Genomic DNA, 20067 nt, shown 5'->3' on the forward strand with positions numbered 1-20067 from the left:
CACGGCAGGGTATTCGGCAATAATATCGGTTGCGATGGCGCGCGTGCGATAGCATGGGGCGTCCATGCTCGATCGCCTGCAAGACACACCGCCCGACGCGCTCCTCGCGCTGATCGCCCAATTCGCCGCGGACGAGCGGGAGCAGAAGATCGACCTCGGCGTCGGCGTCTACCGCACAGATGACGGCGACACGCCCGTGTTCGAGGCGGTCAAGGCGGCCGAGCAGCGCCTTCTGGATGAACAGGACAGCAAGAGCTATCTAGGGCCCGAGGGCGATCGCGGCTTTGTCCATGCGCTGATGCCGATCATCTTCGGCGCCGATGCGAGCATGGGCGGCCGGATCGACGGTCTGCAGACGCCGGGCGGAACCGGCGCCGTGCGGCTCGCGATCGCACTGGCAGAGCGCGCGGGCGTCACCCGCGTGCATGTCGGCACGCCCAGCTGGCCCAACCATATCCCGATCATCGAGGATGTCGGCCTGAAAGCCGTCACCTTCTCGCACGCCAGCGAAGACGGCAGCGCTGATCTCGAATCGCTGCTGGACGTGATCCGCCAGGGGAAGGCGGGCGATGCGGTTCTGATTCACGCCTGCTGCCACAATCCTACGGGCATCGATTACACGCCCGAACAATGGGAAGCGCTGGCCGACGCGCTCGCCGACAGCCCCGTGCTGCCGATCATCGACAGCGCCTATCAGGGCCTCGGCGAAGGGATGGAAGAAGATGCAGGCGGCCTGCGCAGCGTCCTCGCCAAGGTGCCCTACGCGCTGATCGCCTATAGCTGCGACAAGAACTTCGGCCTCTACCGCGACCGCGTGGGAGCGTTCTACATCAAGGTGGACGAGCCCGCACAGATGAGTGCGGCAATGGCCAACGCGGCCGCGCTTGCGCGCGCGAACTGGTCGATGCCGCCCGATCACGGCGGCGCCGCGGTGCGGATCATCCTGCGCGACGAGGAACTGCGCGAGCAGTGGCTCGCCGAACTCGATGGCATGCGCAAGCGCCTGCGCTGGGTCCGTTCGCACCTGGCGGGCGCGGACAAGAAAGTCGACAGCGTGCCGCTCGCCCACCTCGAAGAGCAGAACGGCCTGTTCGCGATGCTGCCGCTCGACAAGGCGCAGATCGTCAGGCTGCGCGAGGATCACGCGGTCTACATGGCGGGTTCGGGCCGGATCAACATCGCCGGTCTGACCAAGGGCAACATCGACACCTTCATCGCCGCACTGGCGGATGTCGCGGGCTGACCTGAACCGGCAACCCGTCCTCGAAGGGGATCGGTTCGTGTTGAGGCCACTGGCTGCGGACGACTGGGACGCGCTCTATGCCGTCGCGTCCGACCCGGCGGTATGGGAACAGCACCCCATGACCGATCGCTGGCAAGCGGACGTGTTTCGCGCGTTCTTCGACGATGCGCTGGCCAGGGGCGGCGCGCTGGCGATCATCGACAAGCACAAGGGCGAGATCATCGGCTCGTCGCGATTCCAGGCGCTGAAAAGTCCCGACGAGGACGAGGAAGAGCAAAGCTCGGTTGAGATCGGGTGGACGTTCCTCTCCCGAAACTATTGGGGCAAAGGTGCGAACCATGAGGTCAAGCGGCTGATGGTCGGCCATGCGCTTCGCAGTGTCGAACGGGTCGATTTCCGGGTGGGCGAGGCGAACTGGCGCAGCCGGATCGCGCTGGAAAAGATCGGGGCGACCCAGACGCGGCGGACCGAGCTTTCCAAACATCGCGGCAAGCGCGTGCTGCATATCGTCTATGCCATCACGCGCGAGGATTTCGCGCACGGGCCGCTCGCCCAAGGCGCCTAGACGCGGTCAGCGGCTGCGCGCGGACATCGGCAGGCGCCGCGTCATGCGCAGCCCGTCGCGCATGTTCAGCGACAGCAGCGTGACATTCACCGCACCCGCGATCAGTTCCACCGCCTGCACCGCGTAGAACGCCGTGTCGAACGCGCCCGCGCTCGCCTTCCACGCGAGGAACAGCGCCGACGGGATCAGCACCAGCACGCCGTTCGCAGCGATGATCGGCATGCGCCGCAGCTTGCGCCCCACAAGGCCGCCGCGATGTCCGCGCGAGCGGATCAGCCCGGTGCCGCCGGTGGCAGCCAGGGCGGGGACGAGCAGCAGGAAGCCCCACGGTATCGCCAGTTTGACGGCTATGATCTGCGCGTGCGTGCCGAAGGCTTCCACCAGCACGGTCGACAGCCAGAAGCTTGCGACGAGCAATGTCGCAAGGGTGCCGGCGATGGGATGGACGAGTTTCGACATGATGGGTCTCCATTGCTTGCTGGCGCACGGCGCGGGTCGTTGCCGTGGTGGATACATAGCTAGCTATCGAGATAATAAGTAGCAAGCTATGTATTTGCATGACGAGCTGTGTCGATCTATCGCAAGCGACATGACCTTCTCGAAAGACAGCTCTGCCGGCTATCTGGTGAACGACCTCGCGCGCCGCTTTGCGGCTGGCTTGCAGGCGAAGATCAAGCCCATCGGGCTTTCGACCGGCGTGTTCCCGGTGATGGTCCAGCTGTGGGAGGAGGACGGGCTCACACAGACCGAACTGGTCCGCCGGATCGGGGTGGAGCAGGCGACCATGGCCAACACGCTGGCACGGATGCAGCGTGACGGTCTGATCGCCAGGCACCGCAGCAAGGCCGATGGCCGGGTGCAGGAGATCTGGCTGACCGATCTGGGCACAAGCTTGCGTGGCCCCGCAATTGCGGCGGCGGAGGCGGTGAACGCTGCGGCGCTGTCCGGCCTCTCTCCCGAAGAGCGCGACCAGTTCGTGCACCTGATGACCAAGGTCATCCGGACATTCGACGTTCGGGATGGGGATGGGGCCGGCCCGGTGGGTGAGGGCACGCGGCAAGCCTAAGGGGGCGCCGGCAGCTCAACCGGTGCCGCCCACCAGTCTCGCTGGACAGTGCGAATAGCCGATCTATATACGTTTCATATCTGATTTGCATAAAGGTTGAGCAATTGGTCTGGTCAAGATCGACGATGAACTTCACGAGCAGGTCCGCATGGCGAGTGCGGTCATGTGCCGTTCGATCAACGCGCAGGCCGAGTTCTGGATGAAGATCGGGCGGCTAGCCGAAGCCAATCCGACGCTGTCTTTCAACGATATCGTGAAGCGGGAGCTTGCTCTCGCCACCGAGACTGAAGGCGCCAGCGACACCCGCGCCGCCGCCTGACATGGTCAAGACCTCCGAAGAACTGGCGCTGATGCGCGCGTCCGGGCGTTTGCTCGCCTCGGTGTTTGAAATGCTCGACAGGCTCGACCTGGCAGGCATGTCGACCATGCAGATCAACGACCTGGTCGAGCGGTTCATCCGCGACGATCTCTCGGCCCGCCCCGCCAGCAAGGGGCAGTACGGCTACGAATACGTGCTCAACTGCTCGATCAACGAAGTCGTGTGCCACGGCGTGCCGTCCGACGAGGTGATCGTGCGCGATGGCGACATCATCAACCTCGACATCACGCTGGAGAAAGACGGGTACATCGCCGACTCGAGCAAGACGTACCTCGTCGGCGACGTCTCGCCACAGGGCAGGCGCATTGCGCGCATCGCGCAGGAGGCCATGTGGGCGGGCATCCGCGCGGTCCGGCCCGGTGCGCATCTGGGCGATATCGGCTACGCGATCGAGAAGCGCGCCAAGGCGAACAACTGCACCGTCGTGCGCGAATATTGCGGCCACGGCATCGGGCGAGAAATGCACGAGGAGCCGCAGGTGCTCAACCACGGGCGGCCGGGCCGGGGGTTACGGTTGCGAGAAGGGATGACCTTCACGATCGAGCCGATGGTCAACCTGGGCCGCGCGAAGACCGTCACCCGCGATGACGGGTGGACGGTGGTGACCAGGGACGGAAAACTCTCCGCCCAGTTCGAACATACGGTGGCAGTGACGGCCGACGGTGTGGAAGTTCTGACGCTGAGGCAGGGCGAGAGGGCGCTCGCCTGATTGCAGCGTTTGCAGCTGTCCTACACGCAGCCTTTATCGATAGGTTGCGCCCGGCTCTTTCAAACCGTGCAATTCGCCTGAAATGCGCCGCCTGCGAACCGGGAAGATTTCTCCTCCAGGACAGTGTGTCAGGTGTGTCAGGCCGCCATTGCGAAGGGGCGAACCACCGCGACGAATTGCGCATCGGGTCGCTCGGCATCGTCGTCGTTCGCCTTGGTGAGGGCCGCCGGTGCGCGCTGCGTGCGTTTGGCGCGGGAGGTCGCGCCGGTGGCCCTGCGCTGGCTCAGGATGCGCCGGTCGGCAGGCCTTCGCCCGAAACGGGGCTTCCAGCGCGCCAGTACCGAGCGCGCGCGGCTCCACGAAGCGGAGGCTGCCGCGACCACCACGACGTCGATATAGAGCGCCATATCGGCGGCAGCGCCCAGCATCAGCTCGGGGCCCAGGATCAGAGTCGCCTCCCCACCGAGCAGCAGCACGAAGGGCGCGATGATCCAGAAGATGTACTGGTGCCGCCTGTGCGCCAGCAGGATTTCGAGAGGTCGCTCGACCAGATGCGTGTTGAGCATTCGCCGGAAAGGGATGTCCGGTCCGAAGCGCATGAACAGCGCCAGCACCACAAGCATGCCGTAAGCGATCATCGTAGCCCTCTCCCCATCAGCCCATCAGCGCCTGCATCCGCTTGAGGTAGCGCGCGAGAACGTCGATCTCGAGATTGACGGCATCGCCGGCCTTCAGCGTGCCGAGCGTCGTCACTTCGCCGGTATGCGGGATGATGTTGAGGGTGAAGGTGCAGCCGCCGTCCGACAGATCGTCGACCGCGTTGACCGTCAGCGACACACCGTCGACCGTGATCGATCCCTTGGGTGCGATGAAGGGCGCGTAGTCGGCGGGAACGCGGATCACCAGCCGGGTCGATCCTCCATCCTCGCCCGCCGAGACGACCTCGCCCGCGCAATCGACATGACCGGTGACGATATGGCCGCCCAGCTCGTCGCCGACCTTGAGCGAGCGTTCGAGGTTGAGCCGCGCGCCCTCCTGCCACTGGCCCTTTGCCGAGCGCGCGACGGTTTCGGCCGACACGTCGACCGCGAACCATGCGTCGCCCGCCTCGCCGCCGCGATCGACGACGGTCAGGCACACGCCCGAACAGGCGATCGATGCGCCGATGGCGATGCTCGCGGGGTCGTAAGGGCAGGTGATCCGCACCCGCAGGTCGCCGCGCTGTTCGGCCTGCGCGATGGTGCCGATGGCGGTGATGATCCCGGTGAACATGTCAGTCTCCTTGCCGCGTCCGCTCGAACGCTTCGTACGTATCCGGCCCCAGGGCGCGGCGTTCGACCGGCTGCCAGCGATCATGGGCCTGCGCAAGCTCGGTGAGGCCGATGTCCGCGATGGCGGGAAGGCCGGAGCCGACGATGATCGGCGCGCGGTAGATCTCGAGCCGGTCGACGAGATCGGCCTCGAGGAAGCTCGCAGCGGTCTGCGCGCCGCCCTCGACGTAGAGGTAGTGCGCCGGGATGCGCGCGATGTCGGCGGGGCCTGCGATCGCGAAAGCGTCTTCGACCGGTTGCGAGGTGAGGACCCAGCGTTGCGGACTGCGCACCTCGAGGCCCGGCAGGCGCACGTCCAGGCGGGGACGGTCGCCGCGCCATGTGCCGCCGCCGACGAGAATCGCATCGGCGAGCGCGCGGCGGGAATGGACATGCGCGCGCGCGGCCTCGCCGGTGATCCAGCGGCTGCTGCCATCGGGAAGTGCGATGCGTCCGTCGAGCGAGGTCGCGAGCTTGAGCGTGACGTGCGGCCGCCCCAGCCGTGCGCGCGTCATGTACCCCGCGAGGCTCGCCTCGGTCCGGGAGCAATCCAGGATGTGCGCTTCGATACCCGCATCGCGCAGCCGCTCGATCCCCTGTCCGCAAGTGCGCGGGTCGGGGTCCTGCGCGCCGATGGCGACCCGTGCAGGAGCCGCCTCAGCCAGCAGATCGGCGCAGGCGGGCCCGCGCGAGGACTTGTGCGCACATGGTTCGAGAGTGGCGTAGACGTCGGCACCGCGCGCCGCGTCGCCTGCTTCGGCCAGCGCCATCGCTTCGGCATGCGGCCGCCCGCCGGGCTGGGTCCAGCCGCGCCCGACCACGCGGCCATGGCTGACGATCAGACAGCCGACCGAGGGGTTCGGATGGCTCGCCGGGCGCGCGCGCAACGCGAGCCGCGCCGCCGCCGCCAGCCAGCGCGCATCACTCTCCGGCGTCGTCAACCGATCCGCCGGATGTCTGCTCTGCCTGAGTATCTTCCTGCGCTGCGGCGGCGCGCGCCTTTTCGAGCTGGGCCTGCTTTATGGCCTCTTCGCGAGCGAGTTGCTCCGCGATCTCCGCTTCCATCTTGTCGGTATCGATGCCGGTCGCCTTGCCCAGCGCGCGGTACATCTCGCGCCGCTTCTCGATCCGCGCATCCAGCAACCGCTGGCGCGCTTCCTTGCGCTCCTGATTGGCGATGTTCGAGGCGACGATTTCCGCGTCGGTCCGGTCCGGCGCGAAGGTGGTGATGTAGACCACTTCGGGCGGCTTGGGGGGCACGATCACCCGCTCCTGCGCGAAGAAATACAGGAAGAACGCGGGGAAGGCGCAGGAGGCGAGGATGATCGGGATGCGATAGGGCTGGGGGCGCCTGATCTCGGTCCAGAGATCGCCAAGACCCCCGGCGACGTCGTATTTCGGGCTGATGCGCATGGTCGCAACATAAGCGCTCTCGCCCGCACCCGCCAGTGCCGATCTTGGGACGGGGCAGAAAGGGAGCGTCAGCCGAAGGCGCTGAAAAGGCGCGGGCCGTTCGCCTTGAGCCAGGCTTCGGCCTCCACCAGCTCGCCCTCGAACAGTTCGGCGAGAAGGGCATGGAAGCGCGGCGAATGGTCGAAATGCACGCGGTGCGCGGTCTCGTGCGCGACGACCGATCGGCGCACGGCGTCGGGGGCCTGCACCAGCCGCCAGTTGAGCCTTACGGTTCCGTTCGACGAGCAGCTCCCCCAGCGCCGCCGCGCGCTGCTGAGCGCGAAGTCGGGCGTCGGCAGCTGCGCACGCGCGGCATAGCAGGCGAGGTCGTCTGCGAAGAGCACACGCGCCTCGGCCTGCATCCACCGCTTGATGCGCGGGGTGAGGCTCTCGCGCGGGCCACCGAGGATGAAGGTGTCGCCATGCATCGCGATCCGCCGCGGGCGATCCGCGCTCCAGTCGATCGTCAGATCGCGGCCCCTGTAGGCCAGCCTCCCGCCCGGTTGCGGCTCGGCGCGCGCGGGTCGCTTCGCGCGCTGCGCCGCGAGCCACGCGCTGCGCGACTGCGCGAAGCGCACCGCCTCGCGCGTCGTCCCCCAGCGCGGCAGCGTGACCCGCGCGCTCTGGCCATCCTCGCTCAGGCGCAAGGTCATGCGGGTGGCGCGCGGATGGCGGCGGATCGTCAGCGGCAATTCGCCATCGGCCAGCGCGACGACCGGATCGGCCGGTTCACGCAGCCAGTCGATCATGCGTCCCACTCGACGATATGGTGTTCGATCGGCCCGGCATCGATCTCCGACACGACGCGGCCTGCCGCGCCGGCGCCCGCGAGGTGCACATCCTCGCGCGATCCGGTGAGCAGGTAGTGCCAGCGCGGCAGCCGACGCCCCTCCGCCCGCCTGCGATAGGCGCAGGTGTCGGGCAGCCACGGCAGCTTGCCCGCCAGCGAGGGCGTCAGTTGCAGGCAGTCGGGCACGTAGCTCTTGCGGTTGGCATAGTCGCGGCAGCGCGCGGTCGAGCAGTCGAGCAGGCGGCAGGCGACATTGGTTTCGGAGATTTCGCCGGTCTCCTCCTCCTCCAGCTTGTGCAGGCAGCAGCGCCCGCATCCGTCGCACAGCGCTTCCCATTCCTCCCGGTTGAGTTCGTCGAGCGGACGTTCCCAGAAACGCTCCCTCAGCGCACCCATCGGTCGAGCTCCGCAGCCACCGCTTCGGCGCTTTCATCGACCGGGAGGATGGCGATCGGCTCCCCATCGGGGCCGAAGAGGAAGGTGAAACGGGTATGGTCGACGAGGTAGCCGCCGGCCTCGCTCTCCTCGCCGATGCTGTAGGTGCCGCCAAAGTCTGCCACCACTTCGTCGAGCTGTTCCTTGGTGCCGGTCATTCCGATCAGGCGGGGGTGGAAGGCATTGGTGAACTCGCGTAGCACTTCGGGCGTGTCGCGCTGCGGATCGACGCTGACGAACAGCGGCTGGATCTTCGCCGCGCGTTCCGGGTCGCTCTCCTCGAACCGCTTGAGCCCCGCCATCGCGCGCTGGACGTCGACCGGGCAGACATCGGGGCAGAAGGTGTAGCCGAAATAGACCGTGCGATACTGCCCGTCGAAATCGCCGAAGCTCACATCCTCGCCATCTTCGCCGGTCAGGGTGAAATCGCCGCCGATATCCGCGCCCTCGAGCGGCGGCGGACCGGCAGGCTCCGAGCCCGACGAACAGGCGGCGAGCGCGAGGGCGAGCGATGCGACAAAGGGCGTGAGGTGATGTGGCGCGGTCATGGAATTCCGGTTCAGCGTCTGCTAACGGCTTTTGGGGAAGGGGCTCCGATCAGCAGAATGTGGGGTCCTAGCAGGAGTGTTTAAGGTGTCGCAGCCGTTTATCCGCAACTGGGCGCGTATGGCCATCCTTTCGACGGCCGCTATCGCCAGCGTCGCATCGGCGCAAGTCGGGGGCAAGCGCGAAGGGTACGTCTTCCTCGAAGCGGTGCGCGACCGCGATGGCACGGTCGTGACCGACATGGTCGAGCAGCCCGGCGGGGATTCGCTGATCAACACGCGCGATCTGACCAGCGGCGATACCGCGCTGCACGTCGTTGCGGAGCGCCGGGATCCTGCATGGATCAAGTTTCTCGGCGCCAATGGCGCCAATCCCAACCTTGCCAACAAGCAAGGCGTGACCCCGCTGATGATCTCCACCCGGCTCGGCCATGTCGAAGGCGTGACCGCGCTGCTCGAAATCGGGGCGCGGGTCGATCCGCTGTCGAGCACCGGCGAAACGCCGCTGATTTCGGCCGTCCATCGCCGCGACGTCGCGCTGGTGCGCATTTTGCTCGCCAATGGCGCGAACCCCGACCGGACCGACAATTCGGGGCGCTCCGCGCGCGATTACGTCGCCCTTCTGAACGAGCGCCGGATGTCCGAAGCCTTTACCGAAGCCGACGATGCGCGCGACGGAACGGCAAGCGAAGACTACGGACCGAGCCTCTAGGCCGCCAGCGAGAGAGCCATGATCGACAATTCCGCAGACCTGACGCTCGACGAATTGCGGATCGCGCTCGCGCCCGCGATCGCGGACTCCGCCATTTTCGACGGGTGGACCGAGACCGCGCTCAACGCCGCGGCGGAGATGGAGGGCGCCGACCCGGCGCTCGCGCGGCTGGCGTTCAAGGGCGGGCCGATGGTCATGGTCTCCGCCTGGATCGAAGCGATCGATGCCGCGATGGCGCGCGACCTGCCCAAGGACGTGCTCGCGACCCGCAAGGTCCGCGACCGGATCCGCGATCTCGTGCTCTACCGGCTCGATGCGGTTGCGGGCCAGGAAGAGGCGCTGCGCCGGGCGCTCGCGATCGGTGCGGCCCCGCGCAACGTGCCCGAATCGCTGCGCGGCGCGTGGGCGAGCGCGGACCTGATGTGGCGGCTCGCGGGCGACACCGCGACCGATTACAATCACTATACCAAGCGCGCGATCCTCTCTTCGGTCTATGGCTCGACCCTGCTGGTCTGGCTCGATGACGAGACGATCGGCAAGGAAGAGACGAAAGCCTTTCTCGACCGGCGGATCGACAACGTGATGCAGTTCGAAAAGGCCAAGGCGCAGCTGCTGGGCGGCGGCCCCAAGGGCACCACGCGCGAAAGCTTCAGCCCCGCACGCTTTCTCGGGCGGCTGCGCTACCCCGCGAAGTAGCGCCGGCGTGCGGGACGGCGCCGCTTTTCACAGCCTTGCGGGAAGCACCCACTGGAACGCGTCGGCGCCATCCGATAGGCCTTGGCCAACGCAAGACGAAGCCAAGCAAGAAAGGTACGTGATTCTATGGCGGGCAGCCTCAACAAGGTCATGCTGATCGGCAATCTCGGTGCAGATCCCGAGATCCGCAGCTTCCAGAACGGCGGCAAGGTCGCCAACCTGCGCATCGCAACCAGCGAGACCTGGAAGGACCGCAACACGGGCGAGCGGCAGGAGCGGACCGAGTGGCACACGGTCGCGATCTTCTCCGAAGGTCTCGTCAGCGTGGTCGAGCGGTTCCTCAAGAAGGGCAGCAAGGTCTACATCGAAGGCAAGCTGCAGACCCGCAAGTGGCAGGACCAGAACGGGCAGGACCGCTACAGCACCGAAGTGGTGCTGCGCGGCTTCGACGGCACGCTGACCATGCTCGACGGCGCGCAAGGCGGCGGCGGTGGTGGTGGTGGCGGCTACGGCGGCGGCCAGCGCAGCGGCGGAGGCGGCTATGGCGGCGGCTCGGGTGGCGGCAGCGACCAGGGCGGCGGCTGGGACCAGGGCGGTAGCGGTTCGGGCGGTGGCTCGGGCGGCGGTGCCAATTACGACGATCTGGAAGACGACATTCCGTTCTAGGTCTCTAGCCATAGTCTGAGGGGGATCGATGACAGGGTTCAAGGGACTGGCAACAGGTGCGATCAAGCTCATCGCACCCCTCGGCATCGTTGTTGGCTATCTGGCCTTCACGCAACCATGGGTTGACGACTATCCGGCCGTTGCCAGTCTCGATTGCATCTTCGAAGCGCGTGCGGATCAGGCTCCGATCCGACTTGGCGAATACAGCGCGCCCTTGCATTCGCTCCGACTGGAGGGCGATCTCTCGGATCCATTCGAAGACACGCTCTTCAATTTCGAAGGAACGGCGAGGTACAAAATCGACGGAAAGTCGATCACTGCGCCAGTGCGTGGTTCGGTCTTCCTCGACGATTCGCTCCACCCAAAGGGTCTGATTATGACCGTGGAGGACAGAAAATTCGCCAGAAATGATGGCCTGTCGATCATCACGCTCGATGATGAAGGCACGCTCGATTACTCGGAGGATCTCGCGTTTGCTTTCGTGAGACCCGAATTCAAGCTTTCCCATCCGATGGCGATGGGTTGCAGCACCGGTCCGCCTCCCGAAGCTCGGGAGCTTCTCGACTGGCTAACCTTTGGATGAATCGATGCAGAGTGCGTCTCGAGGCAATGCCTTGACACACCTGACACAGTGTCCAGAGGCAAAAAAGACGTCTTTCCGCAAAGGGCATCTCTAGTGGCTGATCGACGGATTCAAAGAGCCGCGCGATCATGCTGCGGGGCGTTGATGTAGGACAGCGCTAAAGTGGCGGTGGGGGGCACACGCGCTCGCCTGCCGCCGCGTCGTCTCCGTCGCGTTCGACGCGTGTGAATTCCGATCCGGGTCGCAGGCGGACGCGCAAAGAATGCTTTATTTGCGCGATGCTTGGGCGCAAAGCGCGAGGGTGAACGCACTCCGCGATCCGATTCGACTGATCCCCCTGCTCTTCGCAGGCGCCATCGCGGTCGGGACCATCCTGCTCAGCCTGCCCTTCGCCACGGTCGAGGGCGTGCGTGCGCCATTCCTCGTCGCGTTCTTCACCTCCACCTCTGCCGTCGCGGTGACCGGCCTGATCGTGGTCGACACGCCGACATACTGGTCCGGGTTCGGGCAGGGCGTCATCCTGCTGCTGTTCCAGATCGGCGGCTTCGGGATCATGACCAGCGCGACCTTGTTCGGCCTGATGGCGGGGCGCGGCTTCGGCCTGCGCGACCGGATGGCGACCCAGATCGAGCGGAGCCGACTGGAAAAGCACGACGCGGTCACCGCGCTCAGGCTGATCCTCGCCATCACCATCGCGGTCGAGGCGGTGGTCGCGCTAGTGCTGACCGCAAGGCTGTTCGTGCGATATCATGAATCGTTCGGAGAGGCGCTGTGGCACGGCGTGTTCCATTCGGTCAGCGCGTTCAACAACGCCGGCTTCTCGAGCTATTCGGACAGCGTGATGGGGTTCCAGAACGATCCGCTGATCCTGGGGCCGATCATGATCGCGGTCGTGATCACCGCGCTCGGCTTTCCGGTGATCCAGGACGTGCGCACCAACGGGTTCGTCTGGCGCCGATGGTCGCTCCACACGAAGATCACCGTCGCCGGCACCTTCGCGCTGCTGACCTTCGGCTTCGCCGCCATCCTCGCGATGGAGTGGCACAATCCCGAAACGCTCGGGCCGATGGGGTGGGGCGCGAAGATCCTCAACGCCGCCTTCCATTCGGTGATGCCGCGCACCGCCGGGTTCAACAGCGTGAATGTCGGTGGCTTTCACGACGAAACGCTGATGACCAATTTCTTCCTGATGTTCATCGGCGGTGGCAGCGCGGGCACGGCGGGAGGGATCAAGGTGACGACCTTCTTCGTGCTGTTCGCGATCGTCCTGACCGAGGTGCTAGGCCGCAAGGATTCAGGGCTGTTCCAGCGCCGCTTCGGGCGCGAGGTGGAGCGGCAGGCGCTGGCAGTCACCGTCCTTTCCGCCGCGCTGATCTTCGCCTCGACGACCTACATCGCCTCGATCAGTTCGATCCCGCTCGACGATATCCTGTTCGAATGCATTTCCGCCTTCTCCACCGTCGGCCTGTCGACCGGCATCACCGCCGATCTGCCGCCGAGCGCGCTGCTCGTGCTCGTCATGCTGATGTTCGTCGGCCGGGTGGGAACCATCACCGTGGCAACCGCGCTTGCGCTGGGCGGGCGCGCCCGGCCCTACCGCTATCCGCAGGAGAACCCCATTGTCGGCTAACAAGCGCAAGCCCATTCTGCTCATCGGCCTCGGCCGTTTCGGAGGGGCGGTCGCCCGCACGCTGGAGCGCATGGGGCACGAGGTGCTCGCCGTCGATTGCGATGGCGACCTGGTGCAGGAATTCGCGCCCGACCTGACCAAGGTGGTGCAGGCCGACGCGACCGACGAGGCGGTGCTGGAAAGGCTCGGCGCGCGCGACTTCGATGCCGCGGTGGTCGGCATCGGGACCGATATCGAAGCCAGCGTGCTGACCGTGCTGGCGCTCGCCGATCTCGGGCTCACCAACATCTGGGCCAAGGCGACCAACGACAAGCACGCGCGCATCCTCGAACGCACGGGCGCGACGCATGTGGTCTTCCCCGAACAGCGCATGGGCGAGCGTACGGCGCACCTGATCAACGAGCGGCTTCTGGACTTCATCTCCTTCGGCAACGAATTCGCGATCGCGCGGCTGGCGGCGCCCGAGCCGATCGTCGGCCTGCCGCTGATCACGAGCGAATGCCGCAAGAAATACGAGGTGACGGTTGTGGGCGTGAAGCGCGAGGGCGAGGATTTCATCCACGCCGTGCCCGACACGATCATCTTTCCCGGCGACGAGCTGGTCGTGTCGGGCCGGATCTCGAATATCGAGAAGTTTTCGGGGATTTAGCCGGGCAGCGCGCTAGTCCTTCCTGAGCCCGGCGAGCGCTTCTGCGAGCGGGCCGCGCGGCGCATCGTCGCTGTCCAGACCGGCCTCTTCGCGCACCGCGTCCGCATCCGGGCCGACGGCGTAGGGATCGATCGACAGCGCAAGGCTCTGGGCGATCGCCTCGCCCAGGTCGAAGGTTTCGCCCGAATAGCCGATTTCGTCGAGATCCTCCTCTTCCAGCTCGATCTCGATCTCCGCGACCTCCGCGCTCTGGTGCGTCGGCTCCATCGTGGCTGCGGGCACGAAGCGGAAGGCCACGGGCTCGTCGATGGAGACGGGGAAGTCGTCGCCCGATACCGCACATTGCTGCACGATCTGCGCCTGAAGGCGGCCCTCGGCCGCGACCCGGTCGCCGTCGCGGTCCAGCGTCACCTGCGCTGCCAACCGCTCGATCGCGACGATGGCGAAGCGCCGCGCGAGCGCGGCCCGCTCGGCCTCGTTCGCTTCGAGCTCGATCGGCCGGCCGGTGATCTGGCGCAGCGAAATGGAGCGGGAGAATTCGGGAGCAGCGTCGCTCATGCCGCGACCTCGCCGTCCTGCAGCGTTTCGAACGACGTCGCCTTCAGCCGCGCATGCAATTGGCGCAGCCCCGCGGCGATCCGCGGCGGGCCGTTCTCCTCGTCGGAGAGGTGCATGTTGCGCTGGACCACCTCGGCGAGCCCGCTGTCGTCTTCCAGCGCGAGCGCGGTGCGCAGGCTGCCCGCACGCCCGCCCAGCGTCGCCATCATCCGGCCCATCATCTTGCCCACGGTGGGATCGCCTATCCCGGCTTCGCGCATCTGGCCTTCCATATCCTCCACGAACAGCTCGGTCAGCCGCGCGGCGGCGGGCACGCCCTGCGCATCGGGGTCCTGCTCGTCCTCCAGCCGCAGCATGACCAGCGCGGTGAGCATCGAGATCATGTCGAACCGCCCGTCGAGCGTGTCCGCCGCGCCGCGCTGCGCATACCAGTGCTCCTCGCGCGCGATGCCGACCAGCCGGTGCCACAGCGGACGCCATGTCTCGCGCGGATCGGGCCGGGTGCCGAGCAGGCGGTGGAGGAAAGACATGGGCGTAATCGTCCTTTATTCAGCGGCAATTCAATCGGCGTCGTCACAGCTGCCGGTTACCGGCCAGTAGCACGCCTCGGCGGCGCAGCGTCGCCGGTGCCATTGCGCGGGGGCGGGCGAGGCCGTAAGGCTCCCGCCACGATATAGAATGCGCGGCCTTCCACGAAAGGGCGCGCGGCGAATTAGAAGGCTAGAGAATTTATGCGGATCGTGAAGCTTACCGCGCCGGTGGTATTGCTGGGGCTGGCGCTGACGGCGGGCGGGTGCACGTCGATCCGCGAAACGCGCGGCTATTTCAACGACGAGCGGCTGATCGGCCTCGTCCAGCCCGGCATCGACAACCAGCAGTCGGTGCAGGCGACGCTCGGCCGCCCGACCTTCACCAGCCAGTTCGGGCCGGAGACGTGGTATTACGTCTCCAGCACGACCGGGCGCAAACCCTTCGTGCGACCGCGGATCGAGGACCACTCGGTCCTCGCCGTGCGCTTCGACGGGACCGGCAGCGTCGTCGCGGCGGATCGTTCGGGCATGGACGAGGTCGTGTATCTGCGTCCCGACGGCGACGCGACCCCGACGCTGGGCCGCGAGCGTGGCTTCCTCGAAGACCTGTTCGGCAATATCGGCACGGTCGGCGCGCCGGGCGCGGGCCCTGGCGGCGGCGGCCCGGGTCGCTGATCCGCTTGATAGCCGCAACGCTCTACCCATATCGCGCCGCATGAACGATTCAGCGGCGAGCCACGGCCTGCAACAATGGCACGGCACCACCATCATCGGCGTGAAGCGCGGCGACACCACCGTGCTCGCGGGCGACGGGCAGGTTTCCATGGGCAACACGGTGATGAAGCCCAACGCGAAGAAAGTCCGCCGCATCGGTGAGGGCAAGGTTGTCGCCGGGTTCGCCGGCGCGACCGCAGATGCCTTTACCTTGTTCGAGCGGCTCGAGCGCAAGCTGGACCAGTATTCGGGCCAGCTGATGCGCGCGGCGGTGGAGCTCGCCAAGGACTGGCGGACCGACAAGTACCTGCGCAATCTCGAAGCGCTGATGATCGTCGCCGACAAGGACACGCTGCTGGTGCTGACCGGCAATGGCGACGTGCTGGAGCCCGAAGGCGGGATCGCGGCGATCGGATCGGGCGGCAACTACGCGCTGGCCGCCGCCCGCGCGCTGTCCGACTACGAGACCGACCCCGAAAAGATCGCACGGCGCGCGATGCAGGTGGCGGCAGAAGTCTGCGTCTTCACCAACGACCAGGTGACGGTGGAAACGGTCTGAACATTCCCTGTTCCGCTCACCCGGAGCTTGTCGAAGGGTCGTCCTTTCTTCTAGCCTGATACTGGAAGGAAAAGCGGTTCTTCGATACCCGCCTTCGCGGGCACAGGCAGGCTCAGGACGAGCGGGGTTCGGTATGCAGTCCTCCGACTTTGAGAAATGGGCGGACACGCTCGATCGTCGCCGGCTGCTGGCCGCCGGCGGCGCTACCGGCCTCTCGCTCGCACTGGGTGGCTGCGCGAGTGTGCCACCCTCCATGCCGGGCGCAGCTGCACCCCTGTGCCTGCCGCGTGTGAAGGTCAGCCCGAACCGTGTGATCCGCACCGTTGCAGGCCTGCGGCCCTATCGCCGGACCGGCTTCGTGGTGCGCGAACAGCGCCTCGGCGCGACGCGGGTGATCCACAATTACGGCCATGGCGGCGGGGGCATCACGCTGAGCTGGGGCAGCTCGCGGCTCGCGGTCGATCTCGGCCTGCCCGGCCATTCGGGACCCGTCGCGGTGATCGGCGCGGGCGCGCTGGGCCTCACGACCGCGAAGCTGCTGCAGGAGGCGGGCCTTGCCGTGCGCATCTATGCCGAAAGCCTGCCGCCGCACACCACCTCCAACGTGGCGGGCGGGCAGATCAATCCCACCAGCGTGTTCAGCCGGTCGGCGGTGGACGACGGCTTCATGCGGCAGTTCGAGGCGGCGATGGACTACAGCTTCCGCCGCTTCCAGATATCGGTCGGCGAGGACACCGGGGTGCGCTGGCACACGACCTATGACGCGTTCCGCGAGCGGCCCTTGAGCGATCTCGAACGCCGTATCATGCCCGATGCGCGCGTGCTGGGCGAGGGCGAGCATCCCTTTCCCGTCCCCATGGTCCGCGAATGGCGCACGATGTATGTCGAGACGGGCCGCTGGCTCGCGCACCTGCTGCGCGACATCCGTATCGCGGGCGGCACGATCGAGCGGCGCGGTTTCGGCTCGCCCGCCGAGATCGCGGCGCTGCCCGAGACGCTCGTCTTCAATTGCACCGGGCTGGGCGCGCGCGATCTGTTCGGCGATACCGGCATGGTGCCGATCCGGGGCCAGCTCGCGATCCTGCTGCCGCAACCCGAGATTCGCCATGCCTATACCGGCCCCGCCGGATACATGTTTCCGCGGCCCGACGGCATCCTGCTGGGCGGGACGTACGAGCGCGGCGCGTGGGACCCTACGCCGCAGCCCGACGATATCGCCGTCATCATCGCCGCCCATGCTGAGTTCAATCGCGAGATGACCTGTACGGCGTAGCTTTCGTCCCGCCCGCCTTGCGCGCAGGGCTCTCGCGCCCCAAATGCCGCGCCAATGACCAGTTCAACAACTCCCCAGTCGCTCACCCCCAAAGCGATCGTCGGCGCTCTCGACGAACACATCATCGGCCAGAAGGATGCCAAGCGTGCGGTCGCCGTGGCGCTGCGTAATCGTTGGCGCAGGCAACGGCTCGGCCCCGATCTGCGCGACGAGGTGACGCCCAAGAACATCCTGATGATCGGGCCGACCGGCTGCGGGAAGACCGAGATTTCGCGCCGCCTCGCGCGGCTGGCCGAAGCGCCCTTCGTGAAGGTGGAAGCGACCAAGTTCACCGAAGTCGGCTATGTCGGCCGCGATGTCGAACAGATCGCGCGCGACCTGGTCGAAGAAGCGATCCGGCTGGAGAAGGACCGTCGGCGCGAGGCGGTGCGCGAATCCGCCAGCGAAGCTGCGATGGAGCGCCTGCTCGATGCGCTGGTAGGCGACAATGCCTCCGAAGCGACGCGGCAGAGCTTCCGCGAGCGGATTACGCAGAACGCGATGAACGACGTCGAGGTCGAGATCGAGGTGCAGGACCAGCCTGCGACCACGATGGACATCCCCGGCATGGGCGGCAATGTCGGCATGATCGACCTTAGCGACATGTTCGGCAAGGCGATGGGCAAGAAGCCCACCAGCCGCCGCAAGCTGCGCGTGCCCGAAGCGTGGGACCGCCTCGTCGACGAGGAGGCCGAAAAGCGCATGGACCAGGACGATGTCGCCCGCGTTGCGCTGCAGAACGCGGAGACCAACGGCATCGTCTTCCTCGACGAGATCGACAAGATCGCGGTCTCCGACCAGCGCGGCGGCACCGTCAGCCGCGAAGGCGTGCAGCGCGACCTGCTGCCGCTGATCGAGGGCACCACGGTGGCCACCAAGCACGGCCCGATGAAGACCGACCACGTGCTGTTCATTGCGAGCGGAGCGTTTCACGTCTCCAAGCCCAGCGACATGCTGCCCGAATTGCAGGGCCGCCTGCCGATCCGGGTCGAACTGCGCGCGCTGACCGAAGAGGATTTCGTGCGCATTCTCAGCGAGACCCGCGCCAACCTCGTCCAGCAATACACCGCGCTGATCGGGACCGAGAAGGTGACGCTCGATTTCACGGAAGAGGCGGTTCACGAGGTCGCGAAAATCGCCGCGCAGGTGAACGAGGCGGTCGAGAATATCGGCGCCCGCCGCCTGCAGACCGTGATGGAGCGGCTGCTCGAAGACATCAGTTTCGAAGCCGAGGAGCACGCGGGCGAGACCATCACCATCGACGCCGCCTATGTGCGCGAACGGCTCGACGACCTCGCGCGCGATACGGATCTCAGCAAGTATATCCTGTGATCCCATGACGTTCGTCGATGGATCGCGCCTTCCGCTGGATGCGGATTGACGTGGGTTTTCGTGCGGATAGCGTCCGGCGGATGAGCTCGATCACGCGATTCGCCGCCGCCCTCCTGGTTCTCTGCACGCCCGTGGCGCCCGCGCTCGCGCAGGATGGGGGCGATCCGACGACGGATGCGTCCGCGCAGGAGCCGACCGACTGGGCCGACACGGCGCGGCGCGATGTGCTGGCCGCTTACGACGCCTTCGTGCGCAACCATCCCGGGATCTACGACCTCGCCAATCCGGGCTTCCCGGCGCAGCTGGCGCAGGCGCGTGCCCGCGGGCTGGAGGCTGCCGCGAAGGCGCAGGACCTGCGGGGCTATTCGCGCGCGCTCGCGGAGTTTTCCGCCGTGCTGCAGGACGGGCACGCTGGCGTTGGCGTCCCCTCCGGCGCGCAGCCCGATGGCGAGCCGGTCTGGCCCGGTTTCATCGCGGTCTGGCGCGGCGACGGTCTGTTCGTGCGCACGCAGGACAAGGCCGATCCGCTCTACGGCGCGCGGTTCGTCTCCTGCGAAGGAGAACCGATCGACGCGTTCCTTCGCGATCGCCTGACGATGCGGTACTTCCGCCCGAACGAGGCGGGGCAGTGGTGGGTGCGCCCCATGCAGCTCTTCTACGCCTCTTCCGGATTGCAGGAGGAGCAGCCGCGATCCTGCACCTTCGCGCGTTCCGACGGCGCACAAACCGAAGTCACGCTCGACTGGCGGCCGCTGAGCGAGGACGAGGAAAAGTGGCGCAGCATCGGCTTCTGGGGCGAGCGCGAACCCACCGCGCTGAGCGAGAAGCGCGACGGCATCTACTTCATCGGCCTGCAGGATTTCGACCCCGACGAGGCCGGGGTGGCCGCTTTCGACGCGCTCTATGCCGATGTGCGGGCCCGGCGCGGCGAGTTGAAGGACGCCCGCGCACTCGTGCTCGACCTGCGCCGCAACGGCGGTGGCGGTTCGCGGTGGAGCGAGCGGCTGGCCGACATCCTGTGGGGCGAGGGCGCGGTGGAGGCCCGAACGGCCTCGTCGGCCGACGTGCTCTGGCGCACCAGCCCCGGCAATACCGCCTACATCGCCTCGGCGGAGGCGGATTTCCGCGCCAATGGCGACGACGAAGTGGCCGATTTCATCGCGCGCCTCGCAGAAGGAATGCGCGCCGCGCACGAGCGGGGCGAGGTGTTCTTCGCCGAAAGCACGCTCGAGGATGAGACCGCCGAAGCGGCGGGTGGAACCCCCGCCTCGCCCGAAACCGACTTCGCGACGCCCGTATACGTCATCGTGCCCGGCAATTGCGCGAGCGCGTGCCTCGACGCGCTCGATTACTTCACCCCGTTCGAGAACGTGACGCTCATCGGCGCTCCGTCTTCCGCCGATTCAACCTATATGGACGTGCGCAGCGAGGATCTGCCTGCCGGGCCGGGCATCGTGACGATTCCGATCAAGGTCTATGTGGGCCGCAAGCGTGGCTGGGGCGAGGTCTATCCCGCCGATATCGAGACGACCGATCTCGACTGGTCGACCAGTGCCTTCCTCGATGCGATCGAGGCCGATCTGGCGGCAAGGTAGCGGCTCCCGCCATCGCCGCTTGACCGCGCTGCCTCCA

General features: G+C 66.8%; 26 protein-coding genes. 16 read left to right on the forward strand and 10 right to left on the reverse strand.

Annotated elements, in window-relative coordinates; genetic code table 11:
* Positions 1–64 precede the first annotated feature (64 nt).
* Both DL238_RS06810 and DL238_RS06815 read left to right on the forward strand, forming a co-directional pair.
* Positions 65–1243 (forward strand): amino acid aminotransferase, encoded by a 1179-nt coding sequence (locus DL238_RS06810; protein ID WP_115491570.1) that lies wholly within the window; start codon positions 65–67, stop codon positions 1241–1243.
* On the forward strand, positions 1230–1808 hold the full coding sequence (locus tag DL238_RS06815; protein ID WP_115491571.1) for a GNAT family N-acetyltransferase: 579 nt from the start codon (positions 1230–1232) through the stop codon (positions 1806–1808). The genes DL238_RS06810 and DL238_RS06815 overlap by 14 nt, the downstream gene beginning before the upstream one ends.
* Before the next feature lie 6 nt (positions 1809–1814).
* On the opposite strand, the gene DL238_RS06820 is transcribed toward DL238_RS06815, so the two are convergent.
* Positions 1815–2267 (reverse strand): hypothetical protein, encoded by a 453-nt coding sequence (locus DL238_RS06820; RefSeq protein WP_115491572.1) that lies wholly within the window; start codon positions 2265–2267, stop codon positions 1815–1817.
* Between the two features lie 130 nt (positions 2268–2397).
* Here DL238_RS06820 and DL238_RS06825 point away from each other — a divergent pair, with 130 nt between their 5' ends.
* From DL238_RS06825 to map, 3 genes are all read left to right on the forward strand, one after another.
* A complete protein-coding gene (locus tag DL238_RS06825) occupies positions 2398–2874 on the forward strand; it encodes a MarR family winged helix-turn-helix transcriptional regulator (protein ID WP_115491573.1) in 477 nt (158 codons plus the stop codon).
* 103 nt (positions 2875–2977) lie between these two features.
* Positions 2978–3193 (forward strand): ParD-like family protein, encoded by a 216-nt coding sequence (locus tag DL238_RS06830; RefSeq protein ID WP_115491574.1) that lies wholly within the window; start codon positions 2978–2980, stop codon positions 3191–3193.
* Position 3194: 1 nt separating this feature from the next.
* Complete coding sequence (gene map, locus DL238_RS06835; protein ID WP_115491575.1) at positions 3195–3962, forward strand: type I methionyl aminopeptidase; 768 nt, start codon at positions 3195–3197, stop codon at positions 3960–3962.
* Between the two features lie 137 nt (positions 3963–4099).
* Here the strand turns inward: map and DL238_RS06840 are convergent, their stop codons facing one another.
* From DL238_RS06840 to DL238_RS06870, 7 genes are all read right to left on the reverse strand, one after another.
* A complete protein-coding gene (locus tag DL238_RS06840) occupies positions 4100–4600 on the reverse strand; it encodes a hypothetical protein (protein WP_115491576.1) in 501 nt (166 codons plus the stop codon).
* A 16-nt stretch (positions 4601–4616) separates the two neighbouring features.
* Positions 4617–5234: a riboflavin synthase gene (locus DL238_RS06845; RefSeq protein ID WP_115491577.1), complete on the reverse strand. Its 618-nt coding sequence runs from the start codon at positions 5232–5234 to the stop codon at positions 4617–4619.
* A gap of 1 nt (position 5235) precedes the next feature.
* Complete coding sequence (gene ribD / locus DL238_RS06850; protein ID WP_234030996.1) at positions 5236–6213, reverse strand: bifunctional diaminohydroxyphosphoribosylaminopyrimidine deaminase/5-amino-6-(5-phosphoribosylamino)uracil reductase RibD; 978 nt, start codon at positions 6211–6213, stop codon at positions 5236–5238.
* The gene (locus tag DL238_RS06855; RefSeq protein WP_234030997.1) at positions 6194–6685 is read right to left on the reverse strand and encodes a hypothetical protein; all 492 of its coding nucleotides are present in this window, start codon (positions 6683–6685) and stop codon (positions 6194–6196) included. The genes ribD and DL238_RS06855 overlap by 20 nt, the downstream gene beginning before the upstream one ends.
* 68 nt (positions 6686–6753) lie before the next feature.
* Positions 6754–7473, reverse strand: a complete 720-nt coding sequence (locus DL238_RS06860; protein ID WP_115491578.1) for a M48 family metallopeptidase — start codon at positions 7471–7473, stop codon at positions 6754–6756.
* Positions 7470–7910 carry a YcgN family cysteine cluster protein gene (locus DL238_RS06865; RefSeq protein ID WP_115491579.1) on the reverse strand — a complete coding sequence of 147 codons (441 nt, stop codon included), beginning with the start codon at positions 7908–7910 and terminating at the stop codon, positions 7470–7472. The genes DL238_RS06860 and DL238_RS06865 overlap by 4 nt, the downstream gene beginning before the upstream one ends.
* Positions 7898–8497, reverse strand: a complete 600-nt coding sequence (locus DL238_RS06870) for an SCO family protein (RefSeq protein WP_115491580.1) — start codon at positions 8495–8497, stop codon at positions 7898–7900. Before DL238_RS06870 ends, DL238_RS06865 begins: the two co-directional genes overlap by 13 nt.
* 85 nt (positions 8498–8582) lie before the next feature.
* Between DL238_RS06870 and DL238_RS06875 the strand changes: the two genes are divergently transcribed.
* From DL238_RS06875 to DL238_RS06900, 6 genes are all read left to right on the forward strand, one after another.
* Positions 8583–9206 carry an ankyrin repeat domain-containing protein gene (locus DL238_RS06875; RefSeq protein WP_234030998.1) on the forward strand — a complete coding sequence of 208 codons (624 nt, stop codon included), beginning with the start codon at positions 8583–8585 and terminating at the stop codon, positions 9204–9206.
* A gap of 18 nt (positions 9207–9224) precedes the next feature.
* Complete coding sequence (locus DL238_RS06880; protein WP_115491582.1) at positions 9225–9902, forward strand: COQ9 family protein; 678 nt, start codon at positions 9225–9227, stop codon at positions 9900–9902.
* A gap of 126 nt (positions 9903–10028) precedes the next feature.
* Entirely contained in the window at positions 10029–10568 is a 540-nt protein-coding gene (gene ssb / locus DL238_RS06885; RefSeq protein ID WP_115491583.1) for a single-stranded DNA-binding protein, read from the forward strand.
* Positions 10569–10596: 28 nt separating this feature from the next.
* Positions 10597–11151, forward strand: coding sequence for a hypothetical protein (locus tag DL238_RS06890; protein ID WP_115491584.1), 555 nt, complete (start codon positions 10597–10599; stop codon positions 11149–11151).
* A gap of 301 nt (positions 11152–11452) precedes the next feature.
* Positions 11453–12781, forward strand: a complete 1329-nt coding sequence (locus DL238_RS06895) for a TrkH family potassium uptake protein (RefSeq protein WP_234030999.1) — start codon at positions 11453–11455, stop codon at positions 12779–12781.
* Positions 12771–13430 carry a potassium channel family protein gene (locus DL238_RS06900; RefSeq protein WP_115491586.1) on the forward strand — a complete coding sequence of 220 codons (660 nt, stop codon included), beginning with the start codon at positions 12771–12773 and terminating at the stop codon, positions 13428–13430. The genes DL238_RS06895 and DL238_RS06900 overlap by 11 nt, the downstream gene beginning before the upstream one ends.
* 12 nt (positions 13431–13442) lie before the next feature.
* Here the strand turns inward: DL238_RS06900 and DL238_RS06905 are convergent, their stop codons facing one another.
* Both DL238_RS06905 and DL238_RS06910 read right to left on the reverse strand, forming a co-directional pair.
* Positions 13443–13988, reverse strand: coding sequence for a YceD family protein (locus DL238_RS06905; RefSeq protein WP_115491587.1), 546 nt, complete (start codon positions 13986–13988; stop codon positions 13443–13445).
* Positions 13985–14518 carry a ubiquinol-cytochrome C chaperone family protein gene (locus tag DL238_RS06910; RefSeq protein WP_115491588.1) on the reverse strand — a complete coding sequence of 178 codons (534 nt, stop codon included), beginning with the start codon at positions 14516–14518 and terminating at the stop codon, positions 13985–13987. The genes DL238_RS06905 and DL238_RS06910 overlap by 4 nt, the downstream gene beginning before the upstream one ends.
* 201 nt (positions 14519–14719) lie before the next feature.
* Here DL238_RS06910 and DL238_RS06915 point away from each other — a divergent pair, with 201 nt between their 5' ends.
* The 5 genes from DL238_RS06915 (at position 14720) to DL238_RS06935 (ending at position 20030) form a co-directional block, all read left to right on the forward strand.
* Positions 14720–15193: an outer membrane protein assembly factor BamE gene (locus DL238_RS06915; RefSeq protein ID WP_115491589.1), complete on the forward strand. Its 474-nt coding sequence runs from the start codon at positions 14720–14722 to the stop codon at positions 15191–15193.
* 40 nt (positions 15194–15233) lie between these two features.
* Entirely contained in the window at positions 15234–15791 is a 558-nt protein-coding gene (gene hslV, locus DL238_RS06920) for an ATP-dependent protease subunit HslV (protein ID WP_115491590.1), read from the forward strand.
* 133 nt (positions 15792–15924) lie between these two features.
* On the forward strand, positions 15925–17064 hold the full coding sequence (locus DL238_RS06925) for an FAD-dependent oxidoreductase (protein ID WP_234031000.1): 1140 nt from the start codon (positions 15925–15927) through the stop codon (positions 17062–17064).
* A 54-nt stretch (positions 17065–17118) separates the two neighbouring features.
* Complete coding sequence (hslU, locus tag DL238_RS06930; RefSeq protein WP_115491591.1) at positions 17119–18435, forward strand: ATP-dependent protease ATPase subunit HslU; 1317 nt, start codon at positions 17119–17121, stop codon at positions 18433–18435.
* An 80-nt stretch (positions 18436–18515) separates the two neighbouring features.
* The gene (locus DL238_RS06935; RefSeq protein ID WP_181883852.1) at positions 18516–20030 is read left to right on the forward strand and encodes a S41 family peptidase; all 1515 of its coding nucleotides are present in this window, start codon (positions 18516–18518) and stop codon (positions 20028–20030) included.
* Positions 20031–20067: the final 37 nt, after the last annotated feature.

Origin of the sequence: Alteriqipengyuania lutimaris (assembly GCF_003363135.1) — a bacterium.
Lineage (GTDB): Bacteria > Pseudomonadota > Alphaproteobacteria > Sphingomonadales > Sphingomonadaceae > Alteriqipengyuania > Alteriqipengyuania lutimaris.

What these genes read in the sequence shown, in the direction of transcription:
- DL238_RS06810 (WP_115491570.1), top strand. Translation starts at nt 65, where the DNA reads ATGCTCGATCGCCTGCAAGACACACCGCCCGACGCGCTCCTCGCGCTG.
- DL238_RS06815 (WP_115491571.1), top strand. Translation starts at nt 1,230, where the DNA reads ATGTCGCGGGCTGACCTGAACCGGCAACCCGTCCTCGAAGGGGATCGG.
- DL238_RS06820 (WP_115491572.1), bottom strand. Translation starts at nt 2,267, where the DNA reads ATGTCGAAACTCGTCCATCCCATCGCCGGCACCCTTGCGACATTGCTC.
- DL238_RS06825 (WP_115491573.1), top strand. Translation starts at nt 2,398, where the DNA reads ATGACCTTCTCGAAAGACAGCTCTGCCGGCTATCTGGTGAACGACCTC.
- map (WP_115491575.1), top strand. Translation starts at nt 3,195, where the DNA reads ATGGTCAAGACCTCCGAAGAACTGGCGCTGATGCGCGCGTCCGGGCGT.
- DL238_RS06840 (WP_115491576.1), bottom strand. Translation starts at nt 4,600, where the DNA reads ATGATCGCTTACGGCATGCTTGTGGTGCTGGCGCTGTTCATGCGCTTC.
- DL238_RS06845 (WP_115491577.1), bottom strand. Translation starts at nt 5,234, where the DNA reads ATGTTCACCGGGATCATCACCGCCATCGGCACCATCGCGCAGGCCGAA.
- DL238_RS06855 (WP_234030997.1), bottom strand. Translation starts at nt 6,685, where the DNA reads ATGCGCATCAGCCCGAAATACGACGTCGCCGGGGGTCTTGGCGATCTC.
- DL238_RS06860 (WP_115491578.1), bottom strand. Translation starts at nt 7,473, where the DNA reads ATGATCGACTGGCTGCGTGAACCGGCCGATCCGGTCGTCGCGCTGGCC.
- DL238_RS06865 (WP_115491579.1), bottom strand. Translation starts at nt 7,910, where the DNA reads ATGGGTGCGCTGAGGGAGCGTTTCTGGGAACGTCCGCTCGACGAACTC.
- DL238_RS06870 (WP_115491580.1), bottom strand. Translation starts at nt 8,497, where the DNA reads ATGACCGCGCCACATCACCTCACGCCCTTTGTCGCATCGCTCGCCCTC.
- DL238_RS06880 (WP_115491582.1), top strand. Translation starts at nt 9,225, where the DNA reads ATGATCGACAATTCCGCAGACCTGACGCTCGACGAATTGCGGATCGCG.
- ssb (WP_115491583.1), top strand. Translation starts at nt 10,029, where the DNA reads ATGGCGGGCAGCCTCAACAAGGTCATGCTGATCGGCAATCTCGGTGCA.
- DL238_RS06890 (WP_115491584.1), top strand. Translation starts at nt 10,597, where the DNA reads ATGACAGGGTTCAAGGGACTGGCAACAGGTGCGATCAAGCTCATCGCA.
- DL238_RS06905 (WP_115491587.1), bottom strand. Translation starts at nt 13,988, where the DNA reads ATGAGCGACGCTGCTCCCGAATTCTCCCGCTCCATTTCGCTGCGCCAG.
- DL238_RS06910 (WP_115491588.1), bottom strand. Translation starts at nt 14,518, where the DNA reads ATGTCTTTCCTCCACCGCCTGCTCGGCACCCGGCCCGATCCGCGCGAG.
- DL238_RS06915 (WP_115491589.1), top strand. Translation starts at nt 14,720, where the DNA reads ATGCGGATCGTGAAGCTTACCGCGCCGGTGGTATTGCTGGGGCTGGCG.
- hslV (WP_115491590.1), top strand. Translation starts at nt 15,234, where the DNA reads ATGAACGATTCAGCGGCGAGCCACGGCCTGCAACAATGGCACGGCACC.
- DL238_RS06925 (WP_234031000.1), top strand. Translation starts at nt 15,925, where the DNA reads ATGCAGTCCTCCGACTTTGAGAAATGGGCGGACACGCTCGATCGTCGC.
- hslU (WP_115491591.1), top strand. Translation starts at nt 17,119, where the DNA reads ATGACCAGTTCAACAACTCCCCAGTCGCTCACCCCCAAAGCGATCGTC.
- DL238_RS06935 (WP_181883852.1), top strand. Translation starts at nt 18,516, where the DNA reads ATGAGCTCGATCACGCGATTCGCCGCCGCCCTCCTGGTTCTCTGCACG.